Raw genomic sequence first — 18,848 nt, forward strand, 5'->3', positions numbered from 1 at the left:
ACAATGGCACAGGACGTACAAACACAGGCGCCAGAAATCGCGCTGGAGATCAGCAATCTGGAGTTGGGCTGCGTGACACGTGGCACCAAAATTGCCACGCGACGTGGCGAAGTGGCCATTGAAGAGCTGCGCGCCGGCGATGAGGTTGTCAGCCGCGATCACGGGTTGACGCCGGTGCGTTGGGTGGGGCGGCTGTTTGCACAGAACGCACCGGTGAAAGTGCCTGCGGGCGCGATGGGCCGCCGGGTCCCTGCGCGCGATTGCTGGCTGTCGCCAGATGCGCGGCTGTGGATGAAGGGCGCCGAGTTCGAAGAGGCTTTTACCGCCCGCGAAGTGCTTGTGCCGGTCAAAGACCTTGTGGGCTGGCGTGGCATCACAGAGGACACCGCAGGCGCGTCGGAGTTTTATCTCTTTATCTGCGATACGCCTTGTGTGGCGACGGTGGACGGCATGCACGTGGAAATGCGCCATCCCGGGCGCAATGTGGATCTGTTCGAACAGCTGGACGCGGACGAAATGGCGGAGCTGTTTCCTGAGCTTCTGGCGATGAAGCAGAAAACGGACAAATGGCGGCGGCGACTGGATAAGGTCGAAGCGGCGCAGGTAGTGGACGTCAAAAAACGCGCCTAAGTCGTTTCAAACCGCTTCAAGTAATCCACCAAGGTCTGGCCCGGTTCCTGCTCGAACCGGTCGCCGGGCAAGAGGATGTCATTGATGCGGTCCACACGGAACACCCGAAAATCGCTGCGTTCTTCGCACCAACCGGTACAGGTCCAGGCGCGACCCCAGTATTCCATCTGCAACGGGCGAATGCGGCGGCGGCTGTGGCGGCCACCCAGCGCAGTGTAGTCGATCAGCATCACAAGTTGCTCACGGATCGCGCGTCGGATGGTGGGCATGTTGCCAAAGCTCGCTGCGACTTCGGGGGCCGCAAAGATTTCTTTGCCAAAGCCATCGATTGCGCCGAACATCGGCTCCGGCATCGATTGGTCGATCTTGGTCAGCACCCGTGTGGCCGCTTCTTGTAACTCGGTATCAGCCGTTTGGCGCACCAACGCCGCCCCGAGGTGTAACGCCTCCAGCTCGACTTGGGTGAGCGCCATGGGTGGCATGAACACTGGCGCGCGCAGGATGTAACCCACCCCGCGCTCGCCTTCGACTGGAATGCCAGAGGCCACCAGCGTGTCCATGTCGCGATAAATGGTGCGGACCGACACCTCCATCTGTTCCGCCAAATCGGACGCTTTGTGCAAACGCCCGTCGCGCAGCAGCTGTATCAGATCAAAAAGACGGTCGGTCCGGCGCATTTTAAGCGGTGCTTCCTTTGATGGTGTAATGGGTCATGCTCATGGAACTTTGATCCAGAACCGCCATGAGGTCCATCAACTCCGGGTAAGTTTCAGGATTGAACGCGGACGCCGCAGCATGGGCATGCTCAAGGCTTTCCCATTCCACCTCGTCGATCCACTCCCCTTCAGCCGTGGAGGCAATGCGGCGCCCGATGAACCCCGGCTGCGCCTTGGCAAAACTCTGGGATTTTTCCCAAGCGGTGACAGCTTGGTCCGAGGTTGCCTCGGATTTCAGGCGGTAGCGTACGATTTCGATAACAGACATGATGGTCTCCTGTGTTGTCCGTTTGTGATACGCGTTTTCTCCCACACACCAACTGACACGGTCTGTCAGTTGGTTCAGGCGTTAAGCGCGTTTTCTGGCATCATTTGCAAATCGCCCTAAATGGTGTATCTGCAGCGCTTGAATTCCCAGATGAGTCCCAGAGCCATGAGTACCTCCGCGCCAATCACGCAGGACGTGATGACCATTCCCCGCAAGCTGCCTGAGGGCGGCAAGATCAACCTCGTTGGGTTGACGCGTGAGCAAATGCGCGATGTGCTCATTGAGAATGGCACCAAAGAAAAGCAAGCCAAGATGCGCGTTGGCCAGATCTGGCAGTGGATCTATCAGTGGGGCGTGCGTGATTTCCATGAGATGACCAACCTCGCCAAAGCCTACCGTGCCGAGCTCGACGAGAAGTTTGAGATTGCTTTGCCTGATGTGGTGACACGACAGGTGTCTGAGGATGGCACGCGCAAATATCTGGTGCGCATTGCGGGCGGACATGAAGTTGAGGTGGTCTACATCCCCGAGGATGACCGCGGTACGCTGTGTATCTCTTCGCAAGTGGGCTGCACGCTGACTTGTTCCTTCTGTCACACCGGCACGCAAAAGCTGGTGCGCAACCTGACCGCAGGTGAGATCATTGGGCAACTGATGGTGGCGCGGGATGATTTGGGTGAATGGCCTGTGCCGGGAGAGCCCAAAGACGAAACCCGCCTGTTGTCCAACATCGTGCTGATGGGCATGGGCGAGCCGCTCTACAACTTCGACAACGTGCGGGATGCGATGAAGATCGCGATGGACCCGGAAGGTATTTCCCTGTCCCGCCGTCGGATCACGCTGTCGACCTCCGGTGTCGTGCCCGAAATTGCCCGCACAGCAGAGGAAATTGGCTGTCTTTTGGCGATTTCTTTCCACGCCACCACAGATGACGTGCGCGATGTTCTGGTGCCGATCAACAAGCGGTGGAAAATTGACGAACTGCTGCAGTCATTGGCGGATTACCCAAAGGTCTCCAACTCAGAGCGCATCACTTTTGAATATGTGATGCTCGACGGGGTGAACGATTCTGACGAAGACGCGCACCGTTTGATCGACCATATCAAGCGCTACAAAATCCCGGCGAAGATCAACCTGATCCCGTTCAATGAGTGGCCCGGCGCGCCGTATAAGCGCAGCTCCAACAACCGCATTCGCGCTTTTGCCAACATCATCTATCAGGCGGGCTATGCCTCCCCGATCCGCAAGACGCGCGGAGAGGACATTATGGCGGCTTGCGGTCAGTTGAAGTCGGCCACAGAGCGCGCCCGCAAGTCGCGCAAACAGATCGAGGCCGAAGCAGGCATGTCCGGCTCTTGAGCGACGCCGCCTGAAAGCGCTATAAAAATACAAGATTTATGTATTTTTACCCTGCTTGCATTGGTGAGCAGGTCCAGCGTATCCAGAACAGGTGAGCAGGGGAGCCAGCAGATGCAGCCAGAATACAAGGCCGTAGCGCGTCAGTCGCTGCTGTTTAGCAGCATGCCAGAAGATGACGCAGAGATGCTGCTGTCGACGGCACATATCACTGAATATGACCGTGGCCAGACCATCTTCCTGCAAGGCGAGAAAGCCACGGCTATCTTCATTGTGATTTCTGGCTGGGCCAAGCTTTACCGTATTGCGCCAAGCGGCACCGAGGCGGTTGTGGGCGTGTTCACGCAGGGCCGCAGTTTTGGCGAAGCCCTTGCGTTTCGTGGCGATGTGTATCCTGTGTCCGCCGAAGCGGTGACCTCTCTCAAGTTGATGCGGATTGAGGCGGATGACTACCTGCGCCGCATCCGCGAAACCCCTGAGGCGGCGATCTCCCTTTTGGCTTCCACTTTTCGGCATTTGCATAGCCTGGTAGGTCAGATCGAAGCATTGAAAGCGCGGACCAGTGCGCAGCGTGTGGCCGAGTTTTTGTGTGAGCTCAGCAACGCAGAAGAGGGTCCCTGCGAGGTGGTCTTGCCTTACGATAAGATCCTGATTGCAGGGCGTTTGGGGATGAAACCGGAGAGCCTCAGCCGGGCCTTTGCGCGCCTCAAATCGGAAGGCGTTCAGATCAAACAGAACCTCGCAAAAATCGAAGACATCGAGCATCTGCGTATTTATTGCGAAGAAGACCCAGCTCAAGCTTGGACGCGCTGAATCATTTAGGCGAATCCGCTTGGGTAATGCGCCTGAGTGTCTGAAAACTGTATTCTGGCGGCATGATTTTTTAGGTAAAATTTCAATCATAAGTAGTTTGAGTTATATTGCGAACCCCTTTTTGGGGTGCAAAAAATATGTGGAGAAAATAGACGTTTTCTCTTCAAGTATTTGTTTTAAAAGGATTTCTATATTCTTCTCGCAATTTCGTGAGCGCTGTTGACTAATGTCAAGTTGACGCTCGCTCCATAGGCGCATTGTCCGCTTGCCTCACCAAGCAAACGGAGAGTGATCATGTCACTTGGAACCACCCAAAAAATCCGCAAGTCGCTCGGGATTGGCCTGGCCATGATGCTCGGCAGCGTTGCTGTACCAGCTCTTGCCGAAGCCCCGACGTTGAGCGAAGAGAAATTCGAAGCATCAAAGCAAAAGTATTTCGAACAATGCGCAGGTTGCCACGGCGTGTTGCGCAAAGGCGCAACCGGTAAGAGCCTTGAGCCTGTTCTGAAAGTCAAAAACGCAGACGGTTCCGTCACCGAGACGGGCACGCTGAAGCTGGGCCAAGAGCGCCTGGAAAAAATCATCGCCTGGGGCACCGAAGGCGGCATGAACAACTTCTCGGACATCATGACCGAAGAAGAAATCAAAGACATGGCGACCTACATCATGATGGATCCGCCCAAGCCGCCAGAGATGTCGCTTGAGCAGATGAAGCAAACCCGCAAGGTGTATGTCGAAGAAGCTGATTACCCAACCGAGCCACTGCATGGCCGCAACTGGGAAAACTTCTTTGTTGTGATCGAACGTGACGTGGGCAAAGTGGCTGTGATTGACGGCGACACCAAAGAGGTGCTGACCCACATCCCAACCGGTTACGCCGTTCACGTTCTGAAAGCGTCTGAGCACCATGCTCTGGAAGAGCCTGAAAACCCAGGTCGCTTCTGGTACACCATGGGCCGCGACGGCAAGATGACCAAAATCGATCTCTGGCAGACTCCAGACAAGATGTTGGTCTCCGAAGTCAAAATTGCCTATGACGCACGTGACGTGGCCGTATCCGGCGACGGTAAATACGTGATTGGTGGCGGTTACTGGCCTCCACACTTTGCTATCGTAGATGCAAAAACCATGGAGCCGGTCAAAGTTGTTTCCACACGTGGTACCAACGTTGATGGTGAGTACGTAGAAGAAGCCCGTGTGGCCGCGATCTACACCACACCAAACGAGCCAACCTGGATCGTGGCGGTGAAAGAACTCGGCCAACTCTGGCAAGTTGACTACACCGACATGGACAACATGCGGATCGACAAGATCAACTCCGCGAAGTTCCTGCACGATGGCTTCTTTGACCCAACAGGCCGTTACTTCCAGATCGCTGCCAACGCGTCCAACAAAATGGTCGTCGTTGACACCGAAACCCACGAACTGGAAGCGATGATCGACACCGCCGCCCTGCCACACCCTGGCCCAGGTGCGAACTGGATCGACCCAAACTGTGGTCCGGTAGCGGGTACAACCCACCTTGGTGTTGGTGCTGTGACCGTTTGGGGTAACGACCCAGAGAACTATCCGGATCAGGCTTGGAAAGTCTGCTACGAGACCGAAACCGATGGGGCTGGCCTCTTTATCCGGACCCACCCAGAATCGGACTACATCTGGGCTGACCAGACCAAGCACCCTGAGCCTGAAATTCAGCAATCGGTGCAGGTCATCAGCAAAGAGACTGGTGAGATTGTGAAAACCATCCAGATCACCGAAGACGAAGGCTCTGCCGCTGTGCACTTCGAATTCAACCAAGATGGATCTGAGGTTTGGGTCTCCAAGTGGAACCTGTCTGACTCGCTGGAACCAAACGGTGAGATCGTGATCTTCGATGCCAAAACACTCGAAGAGATCGGCCGGATCAAAGGGCTGTTTGCCCCAACCGGTAAGTTCAACGTCTACAACCGGTCTAACCACGTGACCTAAGGGTCAAATCGAAAAATCCCAAAGAGGGGCGGGCCAGGCGCCCGCCCCTCTGTTTTTCGCCGGTCCAATACAAGGACCGACCCACAGCCAAAACGGAGCATGGACATGTCAAAGTCCGATGACCAAGAGCCAAAAGCCCCAATTTGGCGCCGCTATTTTATATGGGGAATGCCGCTGGCCGGTATCCTAGGCGTCTTTGTGGCCGGCATTGTCTTCTGGGGCGGTTTCAACACCGCCATGGAAGCTACCAATACCAAAGAATTCTGTGTTTCTTGTCACGAAATGAATGACTTCGTGTATCAGGAATACCAAGGCACAATCCACGACGTGAACCGCTCCGGTGTCGGCGCGGTCTGTTCAGATTGTCACGTGCCCAAAGACTGGACGCACAAAATCATCCGTAAGATCAAAGCCTCCCGTGAGGTCTGGGGCAAGATCACCGGCACCATCAACACACGTGAGAAGTTTGAAGCCAAACGTCTGCATCTGGCGATGAACGAATGGGAGCGGATGAAAAAAACCGACTCTATTGAATGTCGAAACTGCCATGACTTTGAAAGCATGATGCCGGAGTTCCAAAAACCACGGGCGCGGGCGCAGCACTTGAATGCGATGAAAACCGGGCAAACCTGTATTGATTGCCACAAAGGCATTGCCCACTCCGACGCGCGAGATCGTGCGGATGAGGAGTATCTGGAGGTGCTGGAATCGCCAAACCCAGAGTTTATCCGCGAAGTGCCAGCCGCCTATTTGGAAAGCCTTGCACGGGTAGAAGCCAAAGAAGCCGAAGAAGAAGCCGCGAAGAAAGCTGAAACAGCTGCGGCTAAGGAGAAGTTGAAGTCTGCGGTTGCTGCGGCACGTGCTGATGAGCGCGCCAAAGTGGAAGCAGAACTGGCCGCTGCCAATACCGGCGGGTATGCTGCTGCGACACCGGCATCGTCTGGTGAAACGGTTGGTGCCAACGTCAATTGGGACGGCGTCGATAGCGCGGATCTGACTCTGTTCTATCCCGGTCAGGCCTCTTTTGAGTGGGTGCAAAACGGCAGCACACACGGCGGTGCCCGTCCGCTCACCAAAGGCGGTGATCAATGCACCACATGTCACGCCAAAGAACTGGAAACGATCGGGAATAAGATTGTTGCTGGTGGCGGTGGCAAAAAAGATGAGCTTGAACCAACGCCAATCCCCGGCAAGCGCGGTACCATTCCGGCCACGCTGCAAGCGGCGCACGACGGAGAAACCGTCTATTTCCGACTGCAATGGGAAGAGGCAGGGCACAACCCTGTGCCCTTTGTCGACGGCGGTAAGATGGACCCAGACAACCAGATCAAGGTGGGCATGATGATCACCGGCACTGGCATTGAGTTGGGTGAGCAGGTGGGTTGCTGGGCGACCTGTCACGCAGACAACACTTACATGCCGTTTGATCCGGGCGCCGAAGGCATTGCCGCCAATGCGGATGCAGCGGGACGTCTTGCGGTGAGCGACTCGATCACCAAATACCTAACCGAGAGCCGCACCAAGGTGGAAGTCAAAGGCCGCCGTGGCAAGGCCCAGGGTGGCTGGGCCAACCTGAAGGTACAGGGGGAAGTAGATCAGCTTCTGGCAGATGGCACATTCATGGACCTGATGCGTGTCTATGCAGATGGTACGTCTGAAAATGGTTACCTACTGGAGAGCCGAACAGTGAACAAAGGCGAGATGGCTGGCGAAGCCAATCTGTCCGCCGACGGCACCTGGACGGTGACGTTCTCGCGGCCGCTCTCTGGTGGCGAAGGTGATGTCGCACTGGAAGCTGGCAAAACCTACACCGTTGGGTTTGCCATCCACGATGACTACTCTGACGCCCGGTTCCACCACGTCACGCTCAATCTTGGATTGGCGCTAGACAACGCGGATGCGGACATCAACGTCGTAGGACAATAAGCAGTCAAAGGCGGCGGTCAAAGGTTTTGGCCGCCGCTTTTCCGTTTCTCATCAGGAAGGAAGACAAATGATCCATCGTTTGACAGCTCTTGCTCTGCCTTTATCAGTCGCGCTTTGCGCGGCGTCTTCTGTTTTGGCCGATGACACCACGGCTGAGCTCTGTGCGGAAGCCGAAGAGCGGTACGTCGAAATGTTCGGCGCCCCGTCAGCTGAGGCTGAAGGCGTGGTTGTGGTGAAGATGTACAAATACAATTTTTGCCCCGCCGCGATTACCGTTCCGGTTGGCACTACCGTGCGCTGGGCCAACGTAGACAAACGCACCAGCCATAGTGTGAAGGTGCCGGATGAACCTGAAAGTGATCGGGCTTTTCCAGAGGAAGTGATCGAGTTCACGTTTCTGACCGAAGGTGACCAAGATTACCTGTGTGGCCCGCATTGGGAGACGCAAAAGATGATTGGCATGGTTACGGTGGTGGCGGAATAACCTTTCCTAAAAACACATTTTCAATTGATGTTTTAGTCAATGAAATAAGGCGTCTCAAAAGTGGGGCGCCTTAGCATATGTCAAGGAATCATCACGCCATTCCCGCCAATTTGCTCTCATAAACCGGCCCAAGCCTCACCCGCTGGCAATGTCTCGTAAGCGCGCATTTTGCGCCGTCTTTGCCTGTGTCGTGTGGTGATCAGCCAGCCACAAGATGACGAGCGAGAGAGATATGACCGGTAAAGTTTACCTGATCGGCGCAGGCCCCGGAGACCCGGAGCTGATGACCGTAAAAGCCATCCGCATGCTGAAAGAAGCCGATGCCGTGGTCTATGACCGTTTGGTCTCTGACGAGATCATCGCCATGGCCAGTCCTGATGCCAAGATGATCTTTGTCGGCAAATCCCCCAAATGCCATACCGTGCCGCAGGAGCGCATCAACGAAATCCTCGTGGAAGAGGCTTTGGCAGGCCGCACGGTCGCCCGACTAAAGGGGGGCGACCCTCTGATATTTGGCCGTGGCTCTGAGGAAGCGGCACATCTGATCGAGCAAGGCGTCGAAGTCGAATACGCGCCCGGCATCACCGCGGCCCAAGGTGCCGCCAGCGTGACCGGCGTGCCGCTCACCCACCGGGGCCTCGCCACCGGTGTGCAATATGTGACCGGTCACCGTCAGGCCGACAATGCGCTTGATCTGGACTGGAAAAAGCTCGCTGATCCGGACACCACTTTGGTGGTCTACATGGGGGTCGCCAACATCGGCCAAATTGCCGTGGGCTTGATGACCGAAGGCCTGCCGGGTTCTACCCCTGTAATGGCCATCTCGCGTGTCTCCGCAGCGGACGAAAGCCGGATGATTTCGACCCTCAACCGCGTGGCGCAAGACAGCCGCGATGTCGGACTGAAGCCGCCAACGCTTTTTGTGATCGGCAAAGTGGTCTCGCTTTACGACAGCGCCTCGTTGACGCCGGAAAATGGGGTTGCCGCCCATGCGTGACCTTTTGGCCTTGCTGCTCCTTGCAGGCACCGCTGCTGCCGGGGAGCCCACGTTGGACCCCGTTAAGCTGGAGCGGTTTGTGCTGCAGGATTGTGGCTCGTGCCATGGGTTGACGCTGAAAGGTGGTCTGGGGCCGGATATCCGGCCTGCGACCATCGGACATTACGACGCCGAGGGGCTTAAGGCCGTGATCCTCGACGGTATTCCCGACACCGCAATGCCCCCGTGGCGCCCCCTCATCACAGAGGCTGAGGCCGATTGGATTGCGGAGTATTTGTTGAAAGGACAGACACCATGAAAAGCCTGATTTCCGCCTTGGCCGTGGCTGCCGCGATGGGCACCGCCGCGTTTGCTGAAACCATCGCCACCGGCGATCTGGGCCTGATTATTGAGCGCGCCAAAGGCTCGGTGTTGTTGGTGGATCAATCCGAGCGCGCCTCGCTGGCTCGGATCGAAGGACTGGGCGATCTCTCCCACGCCTCGATGGTCTACTCCTCCGATGAACGCTATGCCTACGTCTTTGGCCGCGACGGCGGGTTGACGAAAGTCGACATCGTGGAGCGCAAAATCGCCAACCGCGTGGTACAGGCCGGGAACTCCATTGGCGGCGCAATTTCGGATGACGGCAAATTGGTCGCCGTCTCCAACTATGAACCCGGCGGTGTGCGCATCTTTGATGCCGACACGCTGGACCTGGTCGCAGACATTCCGACAGACAGCAAAACCATTGGTCTCGTGGACGCGCCGGGGCGCCGGTTCGTCTTTACGATGTGGGACACAGGCGAGACCTGGATTGCTGATCTGTCGGGATCCGCGGTGGAAATCACCAAGATCCCTGACATGGGTGAAAATCCCTATGACGCGCTGATCACCGGCAACGGGCGGACCTATATCACCGGTCTTTTTGGCGAAGATGGCCTGACCGCGCTCGACCTTTGGGAAGACGATCCCAAGCCGATCCGTGTGCTGCCAAACTATGGCCGCGGGCAGGAAGAGATGCCGGTGTATAAGATGCCGCATTTGGAAGGTTGGGCTTTAACCGGGTCTGAATTTGTCCTGCCAGCCGTGGGCCATCACGAGGTGCTCTGGATCGACGCCAACACATTGGAAGAGACCGCACGGACCAAGACGTACTCGCAGCCGGTGTTTGCCATGGCGCGGCCCGATGGGCGTCAGGTCTGGGTGAACTTTGCCCACCCGATGAACGACACCATTCAGGTGATCGACAGCGTCAGCAAAGAGATCATTCATGAGTTCAAACCCGGCCCTGCCGTGCTGCACATGGAGTTCACCCCGCGCGGGCACGAGATCTGGCTCAGCGTACGAGATGAGAACAAGGTCAAGGTCTACGACACCCACACCTTCGAGCTGCTGCGCGAGATTGATGCGGACAGCCCCTCGGGCATCTTCTTCACCGCGCGTGCTCACCGGACTGGATTGTAAGCCATGCAAGACGTTGCTGACATCCTCGATCGCCAGCTGCTGGATGATTGGCAGCGCGATTTTCCAATTGTGTCCAAACCCTTTGCCGAATTGGCGAAGAGCTTGGGTACAAATGAAGCTGACGTGCTGGAGCGCCTGACCGCGCTGCGCAACGAAGGCCGCATCACCCGTGTGGGCGCCACCTGCGCGCCCAACACGCTCTCTGCCTCCACTCTGGCGGCCGTCGCCGCGCCTCAAGGGCGGGTGGAAGACGTGGCCGCCATCATCAATCTGGAACCGGGCGTCAACCATTCCTATGAGCGGGAAAACCACTGGAACCTCTGGTTTGTGGCAACTGGCTCCGATCGCGACGCGGTGGATGATCTTCTGGACCGTATTGCACAGCGTACCGGCTTGCGAGTGATGGATTTACGCCTGCGGCAGCCGTTTAACATCGACCTTGGGTTCAAAATGACGTCTGGCGGTGCACCGATTTGCCACCCGGCCAAACGCACAGCGGACCCTTCTGCGATTGTCGAAGGCGACAAGGCGCTGATGAATATCCTGTCCATTGGCATGCCTCTCGCCTCAGAACCTTACGCGGTGATTGCCAACCAGTTACACCGCAAAGAACAGGACGTGATGGACCGTATCGCAGTCTTGAGTGATGCCGGCATCCTGTCCCGACTTGGCGTGATCGTGCGCCACCGCACCTTGGGATGGAAATCCAACGCCATGGTGGTGTGGGACCTGCCGCAGGACCGCGTCGCCTATGCTGGCAAACAGCTTGCCGCTCTGCCAGGCATAACGCTTTGCTATGAACGTCGCCCGGTGCCAGATGTGTGGCCCTATCGGCTCTACTGCATGATCCATGCGCAATCCCGTGAAGATGCGATGACAGTTTTGGCCAAGGCCGAAGCGCTGCCAGAGCTTCAGGATGTGGACCACGAAGTTCTCTTCTCCATCCGTTGTTTCCGCCAAAAAGGTGCGGTGATCGACCAAGCCAAAGAGGTGTCCGCATGAACCAGCTGGATGATATCGACCGCGCGCTGGTGAACGCATTGCAGGACGACCTGCCGCTGACCCACCGTCCGTTTTTGCCGTTGGCGGAAAACCTCGGCATCACCGAGAACGAGTTGCTGGCCCGCGTGAAAGCGATGCGCGAGAGCGGTATCTTGACCCGCTTTGGTCCGTTCTTTGATGCAGTCCGCATGGGCGGGGCGTTTTGCCTCTGCGCCATGGAAGTGCCGCAAGACCGCTTTGACGGGGTCAATGATCTTGTGAACGCCCATCTTGAAGTCGCTCATAACTACGAGCGCACCCACAAACTCAACATGTGGTTTGTACTGGCCTGTGAGACCGAAGAGGGCATCGGTGAGAGCGCCGCGCGCATCGAGGAAGAGACCGGTTTGCGGGTTTATCAGTTCCCCAAACTCCAAGAATTTTTCATCGGATTCAGGGTGTCAGCATGAGCATCGACGCAACAGACCGCGCCATAATCGAAGCACTTCAAGGCGGCCTTCCCTTGATCTCAAACCCCTATTTTGAGGTGGCACGGAGTCTGAATCTGCAAGAGGCCGAGCTGACCGCCCGCCTTGCCGCCATGAAAGAAAGCGGCGCCATCCGCCGCATTGCCGCCGCGCCCAACCACTACAAGCTTGGCATGACCGCAAATGGCATGACGGTGTGGGATGTGGACGATTCAGTACTTTCTGAATTGGGTCCAAAAATTGGCGCGCTGCCGTTTGTGACCCACAGTTATGAACGCCCACGTGCGCTTCCAGATTGGCCGTATAACCTCTTTGCCATGGTCCATGGCTCCTCCCGCGAGGAAGTCGAAGAGAAACGCCAAGAGATTGTGGCCATCCTTGGTGATGCCTTACGTGCCTCTGACACCCTCTATTCCACCCGAATTTTGAAAAAAACCGGCCTCCGGTTGCGCAACAAAGGAGACTGACATGTTCCGTCTGACCGAATACATGCATCAGCTCGCCAACCCGACCCCGGTGCGCCGCCGCCGTGGCTCTGGGCCGGTCAAGCCGGTGGTGATCTGGAACCTGACCCGCCGCTGCAACTTGAAATGCCGTCACTGCTATACCGTGTCGGCCGACGTGAAGTTCCCAGGCGAGCTGAGCGAGGCACAGGCGTTTGACACGCTCGAAGACCTCGGCCAATTCCGCGTGCCGGCGATTATCCTGTCCGGTGGCGAGCCGCTCGACAGCCCTTATCTTTTTCCTCTAGCCAAACGCGCGCGGGAACTGACTCGTGTTCTGGCGCTCTCGACCAATGGCACCAAAATCCATGGTGAAACCGCCGATCAGGTGGCCGAGATTGGTTTTGACTACGTCGGCATTTCCATCGACGGCATCGGCGAAACCAATGACTGGTTCCGCGGTGTGGATGGCGCCTTTGACGACGCTGTGCGTGGTGTGCGGGAGCTCAAGAAGCGCGATGTACGCGTGGGGCTGCGCTTCTGTCTGACCGAAGGCACACAGCATCACCTGCCTGATCTGCTGAAGCTGTGTGATGACGAAGGGGTCGATAAATTCTACTTGTCCCACCTTGTGTACGCCGGACGTGGTGACAAAAACCGCTGCGAAGATGCGCACCATTTGATGACTCGCAAGGGTATGGATCTCCTGCTGGAACGTGCCTGGGAATCGGCCAATGGCGGTCGTGAACTTGATATTGTGACCGGCAACAACGACGCTGATGCCGGATACTTCCTGCAGTGGGCCAAAGAGCGGTTTTCAGCAGACTTAGTCTCTAATCTGCGCGATCACCTTGTGGCTTGGGGCGGCAATTCTTCCGGCCTCGGCGTCGCCAATATCGACTTCTTGGGCAAGGTGCATCCGGACACTTATTGGTCCGACTACACTGTGGGCAATGTGAAAACGACACCGTTTTCCGAGCTCTGGACCGGTGAGGACCAGATGCTCGCCACGCTGCGCACCCGCCCCCGTCCGCTTGAAGGCCGCTGTGGTGCCTGTCCAATTAAAGACGTCTGTGGTGGCAACACCCGCATTCGTGCTTTGCAAGTAACCGGCAACCCCTGGGCCGAAGATCCGGCCTGCTACCTCACCAATGAAGAGATAGGCATCGCGGATGCCGCGCGTCTCGAAGTCACCCCCTTCCGAGGAAAAAGCCATGACCCGAAACACCAGTTCTTTTAAAACCGCGCTGCTCGCAACCGTGGTCGCGGGTTTGCCTTTTACTGCACAGGCCGACCCCGTTGAGGATTACAAAAACCTCTGTGCCGATTGTCACGGTGAAAACCGGCTTGGCGCGCAGGGTCCGGCTCTGATCCCGGAAACCCTCAAGCGAATGCGTGGGCCGAAGATTGAAGCGGTGATCCGCGATGGACGTGTGGCCACACAGATGCCGGGGTATTCCGAGGAGTTGGACGATGCGGCCATTGCCGAACTGGCTGCTTACCTCAAAACCCCACTGGAGGTGATCCCACCTTGGGGCGACGCAGAGATCATGGCGTCTCGCGTGATGGACGAAGACTATGCGCCCGTCGATGGCCCGGTCTGGTCGTCCGATCCGATGAACATCACCCTAGCGGTGGAAACCGGCGATCACCATGTCTCGGTGCTCGATGGTGACACTTTTGAGGTGCTCGATCGATTTGAAACGCCGTTTGCCGTACATGGCGGGCCGAAGTTCACGCCCGATGGCAAGTTTGTTTTCATCATGTCGCGCGACGGCTGGGTGCAGAAGTATGACATCTACGCATTGAAGCAGGTCGGCCGCGTACGTGCGGGCCTGAACAGCCGCAACATCGCCATGTCCGGTGACGGCAAATGGCTGGCGGTGGCGAATTACCTGCCCAACACGCTGACCATTCTCTCGACCGAAGACCTCTCCGTCGCCGAGGTGCATGACGTTGTCGGCAAAGACGGCACGCCAAGTCGGATTGCTGCTGTTTATCAAGCGCCGCCACGGGAAAGCTTTGTCCTCGCGCTCAAAGATGTGCCGGAAATCTGGGAAGTCAGCTATTCCAAATACCCGGACCTGAACATCTTTGCTGGTGGTTTGGCACATGACTACCGCATCGAAGGCCCGGTGCCGCAGGACACCGACTTCCCCGTGCGCAAGATCAGCACGCCGGATTACATGGACGACTTCTTTTTTGATCAATCTTACGAATACGTCATGGGCGCCTCACGCAAAGGTGAGGGCGGTCTGGTGATGGATCTGGTGATTGGACAGAAAGAGGCCGATCTCGACCTGCCCGGCATGCCGCACCTTGGCTCTGGCATCACCTGGGACTGGAACGGCACCACCGTGATGGCCACGCCGCATCTCAAAGATGGCATGGTATCGGTGATCGACATGGAAAGCTGGCAGACCGTGAAGAAAATCAAGACCGAAGGTCCAGGCTTCTTTATGCGGTCTCACAAAAACTCGCCCTACGTTTGGGTCGATGTGTTCTTTGGCCCCAACAAGGACAAGATGCACGTAATCGACAAGCAGACTTTGGAAATCGTGAAAACCCTGCGGCCAGAACCAGATGCCACCGTGGCGCACGTCGAGTTCACCAAAGATGGCAGCTACGCGCTGGTGTCGATCTGGGAGAACGACGGCGCGGTGATCGTCTATGACGCCAAGACGCTTGAGGAGATCAAACGTCTGCCGATGAACAAGCCCTCCGGCAAATACAACGTCTGGAACAAGATCACCTTCGAAGAAGGCACAAGTCACTAAGCCAGCTCGAAAGGAGCCCGCTATGTCACAGCTTGACGCGCTTATAGTTGCACACGGCCAACCCTCTTTTCCTGAGGAGGCAGAGATTGCGCTTGAGGCATTTTTGGCCGGGTTAGAGCCTCATTTCTCGTGTTCTTCAGTTGGCACGGCCACCCTGGCCGCGCCAGGTAAGTTGGAAGAAAAACTGGCGCAGTTGCGGCCAGACGGTGTGATCTATCCATTGTTCATGACGGATGGTTGGTTTGTAAAAACCACCCTTGCCAAACGTCTGGGGCATGCATCGGTGACGATGATGCCCCCATTTGGCATGACGGAAGGATTGGCTGTGCGCACGGCCGAAGCCATCAAGTCCGCATGTGGGTTTGGCAAAGGTCCACTTTTGGTGGTGGCGCATGGATCTGCCAGTGGGCGCATTGCGCCGGCCCAGGTGCCGCAGGAGTTCACCCGTCAGCTCCAGGACGCGTTGGGCGGATATCCCGTGCAGCTTGGTTTCATCGAGCAGGAACCACTTCTCACGGATGTGGCGCAAGCGACGCCGGATGCGGCTATGTGTTTGCCGTTCTTTGCCATGGAAGGGGAGCACGTGCGCAAGGATGTGCGCAAGGCGCTTGACACCGCTGGGTTCACCGGAGATCTGCTGCCCAGTATTAGCTACTTGCCGGGGATGAAAAAAACAATATCAGAGTCTATTCGGGCAGAAGTTGCCATTCTTGATGCCAAAAACGCGGCGTAAGATCAGCCGCGTACAAACCTCAAAATGGCGTCGGGATCGGCGGGAAGCGCTTCTGCCAGATCCCCTACAAAGGCGTCAAACCCCTTGCGCGTGGCTTCACCTGCCCCCAATCCGACCAGCACCGGAATGCCTTTCTCCAAAGCATCGGCGATGGCGTGGCGAAAGCCGCGCCCCTCGGCCTCTTCGGGACCAAATTTGTTCAGCAAGAAAGCATCCGCCTTCAAACCACCGGTTTGATCCACAGCGGCGACCGCTTCGGCAATCGCCTCTGGATTCAGCCGACAGCCCTGGGATTCTTTACCCAGCGACTGCGTAATCCGAATGGTGCGCCCATCCGACAGCACCCGCACGTCCGTATCACAATGGTGGCTGCCCTCCGGTTGTTCTTGCAGCACCTTCACAATGCCATTGAGGCGGAATCCCTCCGCCTCCAAAGTGGCAGCTGCTTCAGAGATCAGCCGATCAGTTTCCCCGCGGCCCTCTGCCGACACAAAGCCAATACGCATCGCTTTCCCTCAATTAGTCTCTATTGTGCCGCCATTGGCACGCGCGCAACTTCACATTGGCTCCACAATGCCTCCAGCGCTTGCAGCAAGTGCTCAATGTCCGCATCAGAGTGGACCGGCGATGGAGTGATGCGCAGCCGCTCGGTGCCTTTGGGCACGGTGGGGTAGTTGATTGGCTGAATGTAAACGCCATAGTCGCGCATCAACGTGTCGGAGATAAACTTACATTTCACCGGGTCGCCCACCATCACAGGGATGATGTGGGAGGGGTTTGGGATATGCGGAATGCCAAGAGTGTCCAAACCCGCACGCACCTTAGCCACGCGTTCTTTTTGGCTGTCTCGCTCTACGTTTGAGGCTTTCAGGTGCTGCACCGAGGCACGCGCCCCGGCGGCTACAGCAGGGGGCAGGGCGGTGGTGAAGATAAACCCGCTGGCAAAGCTGCGCACAAAGTCGCAGAGCTCTGCAGAGGCTGCGATATAGCCGCCGACAACGCCGTAGGCTTTGCCTAAGGTGCCTTCGATCACGGTCAACCGGTCCATCAAGCCTTCGCGCTCGGCAATTCCGCCGCCGCGTGGCCCGTAAAGACCCACTGCATGCACCTCATCAAGATAGGTCATGGCGCCGTATTTGTCCGCCAGATCGCAGATTTCCTTGATCGGTGCGATATCACCGTCCATGGAATAAACACTTTCAAAAGCAATCAGCTTTGGCGCGTCCGGATCCGCGGTGGCCAATTTGGCCTCAAGGTCGTCCAGATCATTGTGTTTCCAGATCACCCGCGCCGCTTTGGAGTGGCGGATGCCTTCAATCATCGAGGCATGATTAAGCGCGTCGGAAAACACGATACAGCCCGGAACTTGGCTCGCCAAAGTGCCCAATGCGGCCCAGTTAGAAACATATCCGGAGGTGAATAGCAGAGCGGCTTCTTTCCCATGCAAATCCGCCAGCTCTGCCTCCAGGAGTACGTGTTCATGCGTGGTGCCCGAGATATTGCGTGTGCCGCCTGCGCCTGCACCCACCGTGTCCAGCGCGGTGTGCATAGCGGCCAGAACGTCAGGGTTTTGCCCCATGCCAAGGTAGTCATTGGAGCACCAGATGGTGACTTCGCCACTGCTGTCTTCCCCAGTGTGATTGGCGCGCGGGAAGCTGCCCCGTTTACGGGCAAGGTCAGCAAACACACGATAGTTGCCATCGTCCCGCAGAGCATCAAGACGGGTTGTGAAATATGCCTGGTAGTCCATCGGACATCCTCCGGTAGAGTCTGGGTTGCCCTCTTTAAAACGCATCCCGTCGGCCTTTCGCATGACCTTTGTCAAGCGGGATCCATTTTGTTTGGGTGCTCACATGTAACGACTTGAAAGGGTAGAAAGACCAACCGCCTGCTGCCCGGTCAAGAGACAGCGTTCGGCCCCGACATGTATGAAAACTCGATACATCAAGGCGGTTGGCCTGTGGGCGAAACACGCCCGGGCGTGATGCTTGCCGCCTCTGGCCTCACCCAAGAACAGAGGCAACACATTCACTGAGGCCGAATTCTTTGGCAGGGACAAGGGGACGCGAATACCCTTGCCGGGTGAACCTGTGCCTGTTGTGACACGGCCGCGAGTCGGCGCACTTAACAACGGTCAAGACATTCAAAAAATCTCTCCTAAAGCCTTAAAAATATGGGGAAATGATGCCTGTGACATGCAGCTATTTTTCATGGAGTGCAGCCCCCAAGAAAAGCAAAACACCAAACCCGAGGGTGGGTCTGGTGTCTGCTGGGTCGTGGCCTATCCGGGGGAGGGAGGGGCGGCTGAATGGGTCAGCCTAAGGTGGCCACGTCAGGGTCGGGTTTCGGAGTCTTTGTCTGCGGCGTCTTCCGCCTCATCAATCAGCCCGCGGATCCAGCGACCGGAGATCCAGGCAAAAGGAATGCCCAGCACAATGCCGCCGTAGATCGCTTGTTTGGTGGAGATCGCCTCAATGCCGATGGCCTGCAGCATCAGAAACAGGAAAAACAGGTTCACATAGGCGGCCCCCGCGGCAAACGGGTACATCACCAGGGACACTGCCCATACGGGCCATCTGCCGTCTCTATGCTGCGCCATGATGCTCATTTCTTGCGGAAGACCGATCGTTGCACGGCATAGAGGGCGAGGACCATGGCGATGACAGCGCCGGCCAGCCAAAGCGTGGCACCGCCAACCGCGTGGGAGTGGCCGTCAATGACAGCTTCACGCAGCGGCGTGTGATCGTGGTGGGCGAAGGCGGGTGAGGCCAAGACCCCAGCCAATACGGCCAGAGGGAACCTGTTCATAAGACGACTCCTGTTAT

At 57.1% G+C, this 18,848-nt stretch carries 21 protein-coding genes; 15 read left to right on the plus strand and 6 right to left on the minus strand.

Annotated features, from left to right (window positions below):
* The first annotated feature begins 3 nt into the window (after window positions 1–3).
* Window positions 4–630 (plus strand): Hint domain-containing protein, encoded by a 627-nt coding sequence (locus JXR15_RS04535; protein ID WP_422052039.1) that lies wholly within the window; start codon window positions 4–6, stop codon window positions 628–630.
* Here JXR15_RS04535 and JXR15_RS04540 read toward each other — a convergent pair.
* Entirely contained in the window at window positions 627–1,307 is a 681-nt protein-coding gene (locus JXR15_RS04540; RefSeq protein WP_422052040.1) for a helix-turn-helix transcriptional regulator, read from the minus strand. The two genes, JXR15_RS04535 and JXR15_RS04540, sit on opposite strands and share 4 nt — an antisense overlap.
* Window position 1,308: 1 nt before the next feature.
* On the minus strand, window positions 1,309–1,614 hold the full coding sequence (locus tag JXR15_RS04545) for an antibiotic biosynthesis monooxygenase family protein (RefSeq protein ID WP_422052041.1): 306 nt from the start codon (window positions 1,612–1,614) through the stop codon (window positions 1,309–1,311).
* Window positions 1,615–1,779: 165 nt separating this feature from the next.
* Between JXR15_RS04545 and rlmN the strand changes: the two genes are divergently transcribed.
* From rlmN to JXR15_RS04615, 14 genes are all read left to right on the plus strand, one after another.
* Window positions 1,780–2,973, plus strand: coding sequence for a 23S rRNA (adenine(2503)-C(2))-methyltransferase RlmN (gene rlmN / locus JXR15_RS04550; RefSeq protein WP_422052042.1), 1,194 nt, complete (start codon window positions 1,780–1,782; stop codon window positions 2,971–2,973).
* A gap of 111 nt (window positions 2,974–3,084) precedes the next feature.
* Window positions 3,085–3,783: a Crp/Fnr family transcriptional regulator gene (locus JXR15_RS04555; protein ID WP_422052043.1), complete on the plus strand. Its 699-nt coding sequence runs from the start codon at window positions 3,085–3,087 to the stop codon at window positions 3,781–3,783.
* A 294-nt stretch (window positions 3,784–4,077) separates the two neighbouring features.
* Complete coding sequence (locus JXR15_RS04560; RefSeq protein WP_422052044.1) at window positions 4,078–5,751, plus strand: cytochrome D1 domain-containing protein; 1,674 nt, start codon at window positions 4,078–4,080, stop codon at window positions 5,749–5,751.
* 105 nt (window positions 5,752–5,856) lie between these two features.
* A complete protein-coding gene (locus JXR15_RS04565; RefSeq protein WP_422052045.1) occupies window positions 5,857–7,677 on the plus strand; it encodes a NapC/NirT family cytochrome c in 1,821 nt (606 codons plus the stop codon).
* Between the two features lie 67 nt (window positions 7,678–7,744).
* Entirely contained in the window at window positions 7,745–8,161 is a 417-nt protein-coding gene (locus tag JXR15_RS04570; RefSeq protein ID WP_422052046.1) for a cupredoxin domain-containing protein, read from the plus strand.
* A 232-nt stretch (window positions 8,162–8,393) separates the two neighbouring features.
* The gene (gene cobA, locus JXR15_RS04575) at window positions 8,394–9,158 is read left to right on the plus strand and encodes a uroporphyrinogen-III C-methyltransferase (protein ID WP_422052047.1); all 765 of its coding nucleotides are present in this window, start codon (window positions 8,394–8,396) and stop codon (window positions 9,156–9,158) included.
* Window positions 9,151–9,456: a c-type cytochrome gene (locus JXR15_RS04580; RefSeq protein WP_422052048.1), complete on the plus strand. Its 306-nt coding sequence runs from the start codon at window positions 9,151–9,153 to the stop codon at window positions 9,454–9,456. Before cobA ends, JXR15_RS04580 begins: the two co-directional genes overlap by 8 nt.
* Window positions 9,453–10,601 carry a cytochrome D1 domain-containing protein gene (locus JXR15_RS04585; protein WP_422052049.1) on the plus strand — a complete coding sequence of 383 codons (1,149 nt, stop codon included), beginning with the start codon at window positions 9,453–9,455 and terminating at the stop codon, window positions 10,599–10,601. The genes JXR15_RS04580 and JXR15_RS04585 overlap by 4 nt, the downstream gene beginning before the upstream one ends.
* Before the next feature lie 3 nt (window positions 10,602–10,604).
* Window positions 10,605–11,603, plus strand: coding sequence for an Lrp/AsnC family transcriptional regulator (locus tag JXR15_RS04590; RefSeq protein WP_422052050.1), 999 nt, complete (start codon window positions 10,605–10,607; stop codon window positions 11,601–11,603).
* On the plus strand, window positions 11,600–12,052 hold the full coding sequence (locus JXR15_RS04595) for an Lrp/AsnC family transcriptional regulator (RefSeq protein WP_422052051.1): 453 nt from the start codon (window positions 11,600–11,602) through the stop codon (window positions 12,050–12,052). Before JXR15_RS04590 ends, JXR15_RS04595 begins: the two co-directional genes overlap by 4 nt.
* Window positions 12,049–12,537 (plus strand): Lrp/AsnC family transcriptional regulator, encoded by a 489-nt coding sequence (locus JXR15_RS04600; protein ID WP_422052052.1) that lies wholly within the window; start codon window positions 12,049–12,051, stop codon window positions 12,535–12,537. Before JXR15_RS04595 ends, JXR15_RS04600 begins: the two co-directional genes overlap by 4 nt.
* A 1-nt stretch (window position 12,538) precedes the next feature.
* Window positions 12,539–13,753: a heme d1 biosynthesis radical SAM protein NirJ gene (nirJ, locus tag JXR15_RS04605; RefSeq protein WP_422052053.1), complete on the plus strand. Its 1,215-nt coding sequence runs from the start codon at window positions 12,539–12,541 to the stop codon at window positions 13,751–13,753.
* Window positions 13,728–15,290, plus strand: coding sequence for a cytochrome D1 domain-containing protein (locus tag JXR15_RS04610; RefSeq protein ID WP_422052054.1), 1,563 nt, complete (start codon window positions 13,728–13,730; stop codon window positions 15,288–15,290). Before nirJ ends, JXR15_RS04610 begins: the two co-directional genes overlap by 26 nt.
* A gap of 22 nt (window positions 15,291–15,312) precedes the next feature.
* Entirely contained in the window at window positions 15,313–16,023 is a 711-nt protein-coding gene (locus JXR15_RS04615) for a CbiX/SirB N-terminal domain-containing protein (protein ID WP_422052055.1), read from the plus strand.
* 2 nt (window positions 16,024–16,025) lie between these two features.
* Here the strand turns inward: JXR15_RS04615 and JXR15_RS04620 are convergent, their stop codons facing one another.
* From JXR15_RS04620 to JXR15_RS04635, 4 genes are all read right to left on the minus strand, one after another.
* On the minus strand, window positions 16,026–16,529 hold the full coding sequence (locus JXR15_RS04620) for a DUF2478 domain-containing protein (protein WP_422052056.1): 504 nt from the start codon (window positions 16,527–16,529) through the stop codon (window positions 16,026–16,028).
* Window positions 16,530–16,549: 20 nt separating this feature from the next.
* Complete coding sequence (gene hemA, locus JXR15_RS04625) at window positions 16,550–17,773, minus strand: 5-aminolevulinate synthase (RefSeq protein ID WP_422052057.1); 1,224 nt, start codon at window positions 17,771–17,773, stop codon at window positions 16,550–16,552.
* 582 nt (window positions 17,774–18,355) lie between these two features.
* On the minus strand, window positions 18,356–18,622 hold the full coding sequence (locus JXR15_RS04630) for a hypothetical protein (protein WP_422052058.1): 267 nt from the start codon (window positions 18,620–18,622) through the stop codon (window positions 18,356–18,358).
* Window positions 18,623–18,627: 5 nt separating this feature from the next.
* A complete protein-coding gene (locus JXR15_RS04635) occupies window positions 18,628–18,831 on the minus strand; it encodes a hypothetical protein (RefSeq protein WP_422052059.1) in 204 nt (67 codons plus the stop codon).
* Between the last annotated feature and the right edge of the window lie 17 nt (window positions 18,832–18,848).

This window comes from Shimia sp., assembly GCF_049116215.1.
Taxonomy (GTDB): domain Bacteria; phylum Pseudomonadota; class Alphaproteobacteria; order Rhodobacterales; family Rhodobacteraceae; genus Shimia.

Bases quoted from the DNA above. Each gene is read 5' to 3' on its own strand.
- JXR15_RS04535 (WP_422052039.1), top strand. From the start codon at position 4: ATGGCACAGGACGTACAAACACAGGCGCCAGAAATCGCGCTGGAGATC.
- JXR15_RS04540 (WP_422052040.1), bottom strand. From the start codon at position 1,307: ATGCGCCGGACCGACCGTCTTTTTGATCTGATACAGCTGCTGCGCGAC.
- JXR15_RS04545 (WP_422052041.1), bottom strand. From the start codon at position 1,614: ATGTCTGTTATCGAAATCGTACGCTACCGCCTGAAATCCGAGGCAACC.
- rlmN (WP_422052042.1), top strand. From the start codon at position 1,780: ATGAGTACCTCCGCGCCAATCACGCAGGACGTGATGACCATTCCCCGC.
- JXR15_RS04555 (WP_422052043.1), top strand. From the start codon at position 3,085: ATGCAGCCAGAATACAAGGCCGTAGCGCGTCAGTCGCTGCTGTTTAGC.
- JXR15_RS04560 (WP_422052044.1), top strand. From the start codon at position 4,078: ATGTCACTTGGAACCACCCAAAAAATCCGCAAGTCGCTCGGGATTGGC.
- JXR15_RS04565 (WP_422052045.1), top strand. From the start codon at position 5,857: ATGTCAAAGTCCGATGACCAAGAGCCAAAAGCCCCAATTTGGCGCCGC.
- JXR15_RS04570 (WP_422052046.1), top strand. From the start codon at position 7,745: ATGATCCATCGTTTGACAGCTCTTGCTCTGCCTTTATCAGTCGCGCTT.
- cobA (WP_422052047.1), top strand. From the start codon at position 8,394: ATGACCGGTAAAGTTTACCTGATCGGCGCAGGCCCCGGAGACCCGGAG.
- JXR15_RS04580 (WP_422052048.1), top strand. From the start codon at position 9,151: ATGCGTGACCTTTTGGCCTTGCTGCTCCTTGCAGGCACCGCTGCTGCC.
- JXR15_RS04585 (WP_422052049.1), top strand. From the start codon at position 9,453: ATGAAAAGCCTGATTTCCGCCTTGGCCGTGGCTGCCGCGATGGGCACC.
- JXR15_RS04590 (WP_422052050.1), top strand. From the start codon at position 10,605: ATGCAAGACGTTGCTGACATCCTCGATCGCCAGCTGCTGGATGATTGG.
- JXR15_RS04595 (WP_422052051.1), top strand. From the start codon at position 11,600: ATGAACCAGCTGGATGATATCGACCGCGCGCTGGTGAACGCATTGCAG.
- JXR15_RS04600 (WP_422052052.1), top strand. From the start codon at position 12,049: ATGAGCATCGACGCAACAGACCGCGCCATAATCGAAGCACTTCAAGGC.
- nirJ (WP_422052053.1), top strand. From the start codon at position 12,539: ATGTTCCGTCTGACCGAATACATGCATCAGCTCGCCAACCCGACCCCG.
- JXR15_RS04610 (WP_422052054.1), top strand. From the start codon at position 13,728: ATGACCCGAAACACCAGTTCTTTTAAAACCGCGCTGCTCGCAACCGTG.
- JXR15_RS04615 (WP_422052055.1), top strand. From the start codon at position 15,313: ATGTCACAGCTTGACGCGCTTATAGTTGCACACGGCCAACCCTCTTTT.
- JXR15_RS04620 (WP_422052056.1), bottom strand. From the start codon at position 16,529: ATGCGTATTGGCTTTGTGTCGGCAGAGGGCCGCGGGGAAACTGATCGG.
- hemA (WP_422052057.1), bottom strand. From the start codon at position 17,773: ATGGACTACCAGGCATATTTCACAACCCGTCTTGATGCTCTGCGGGAC.
- JXR15_RS04630 (WP_422052058.1), bottom strand. From the start codon at position 18,622: ATGGCGCAGCATAGAGACGGCAGATGGCCCGTATGGGCAGTGTCCCTG.
- JXR15_RS04635 (WP_422052059.1), bottom strand. From the start codon at position 18,831: ATGAACAGGTTCCCTCTGGCCGTATTGGCTGGGGTCTTGGCCTCACCC.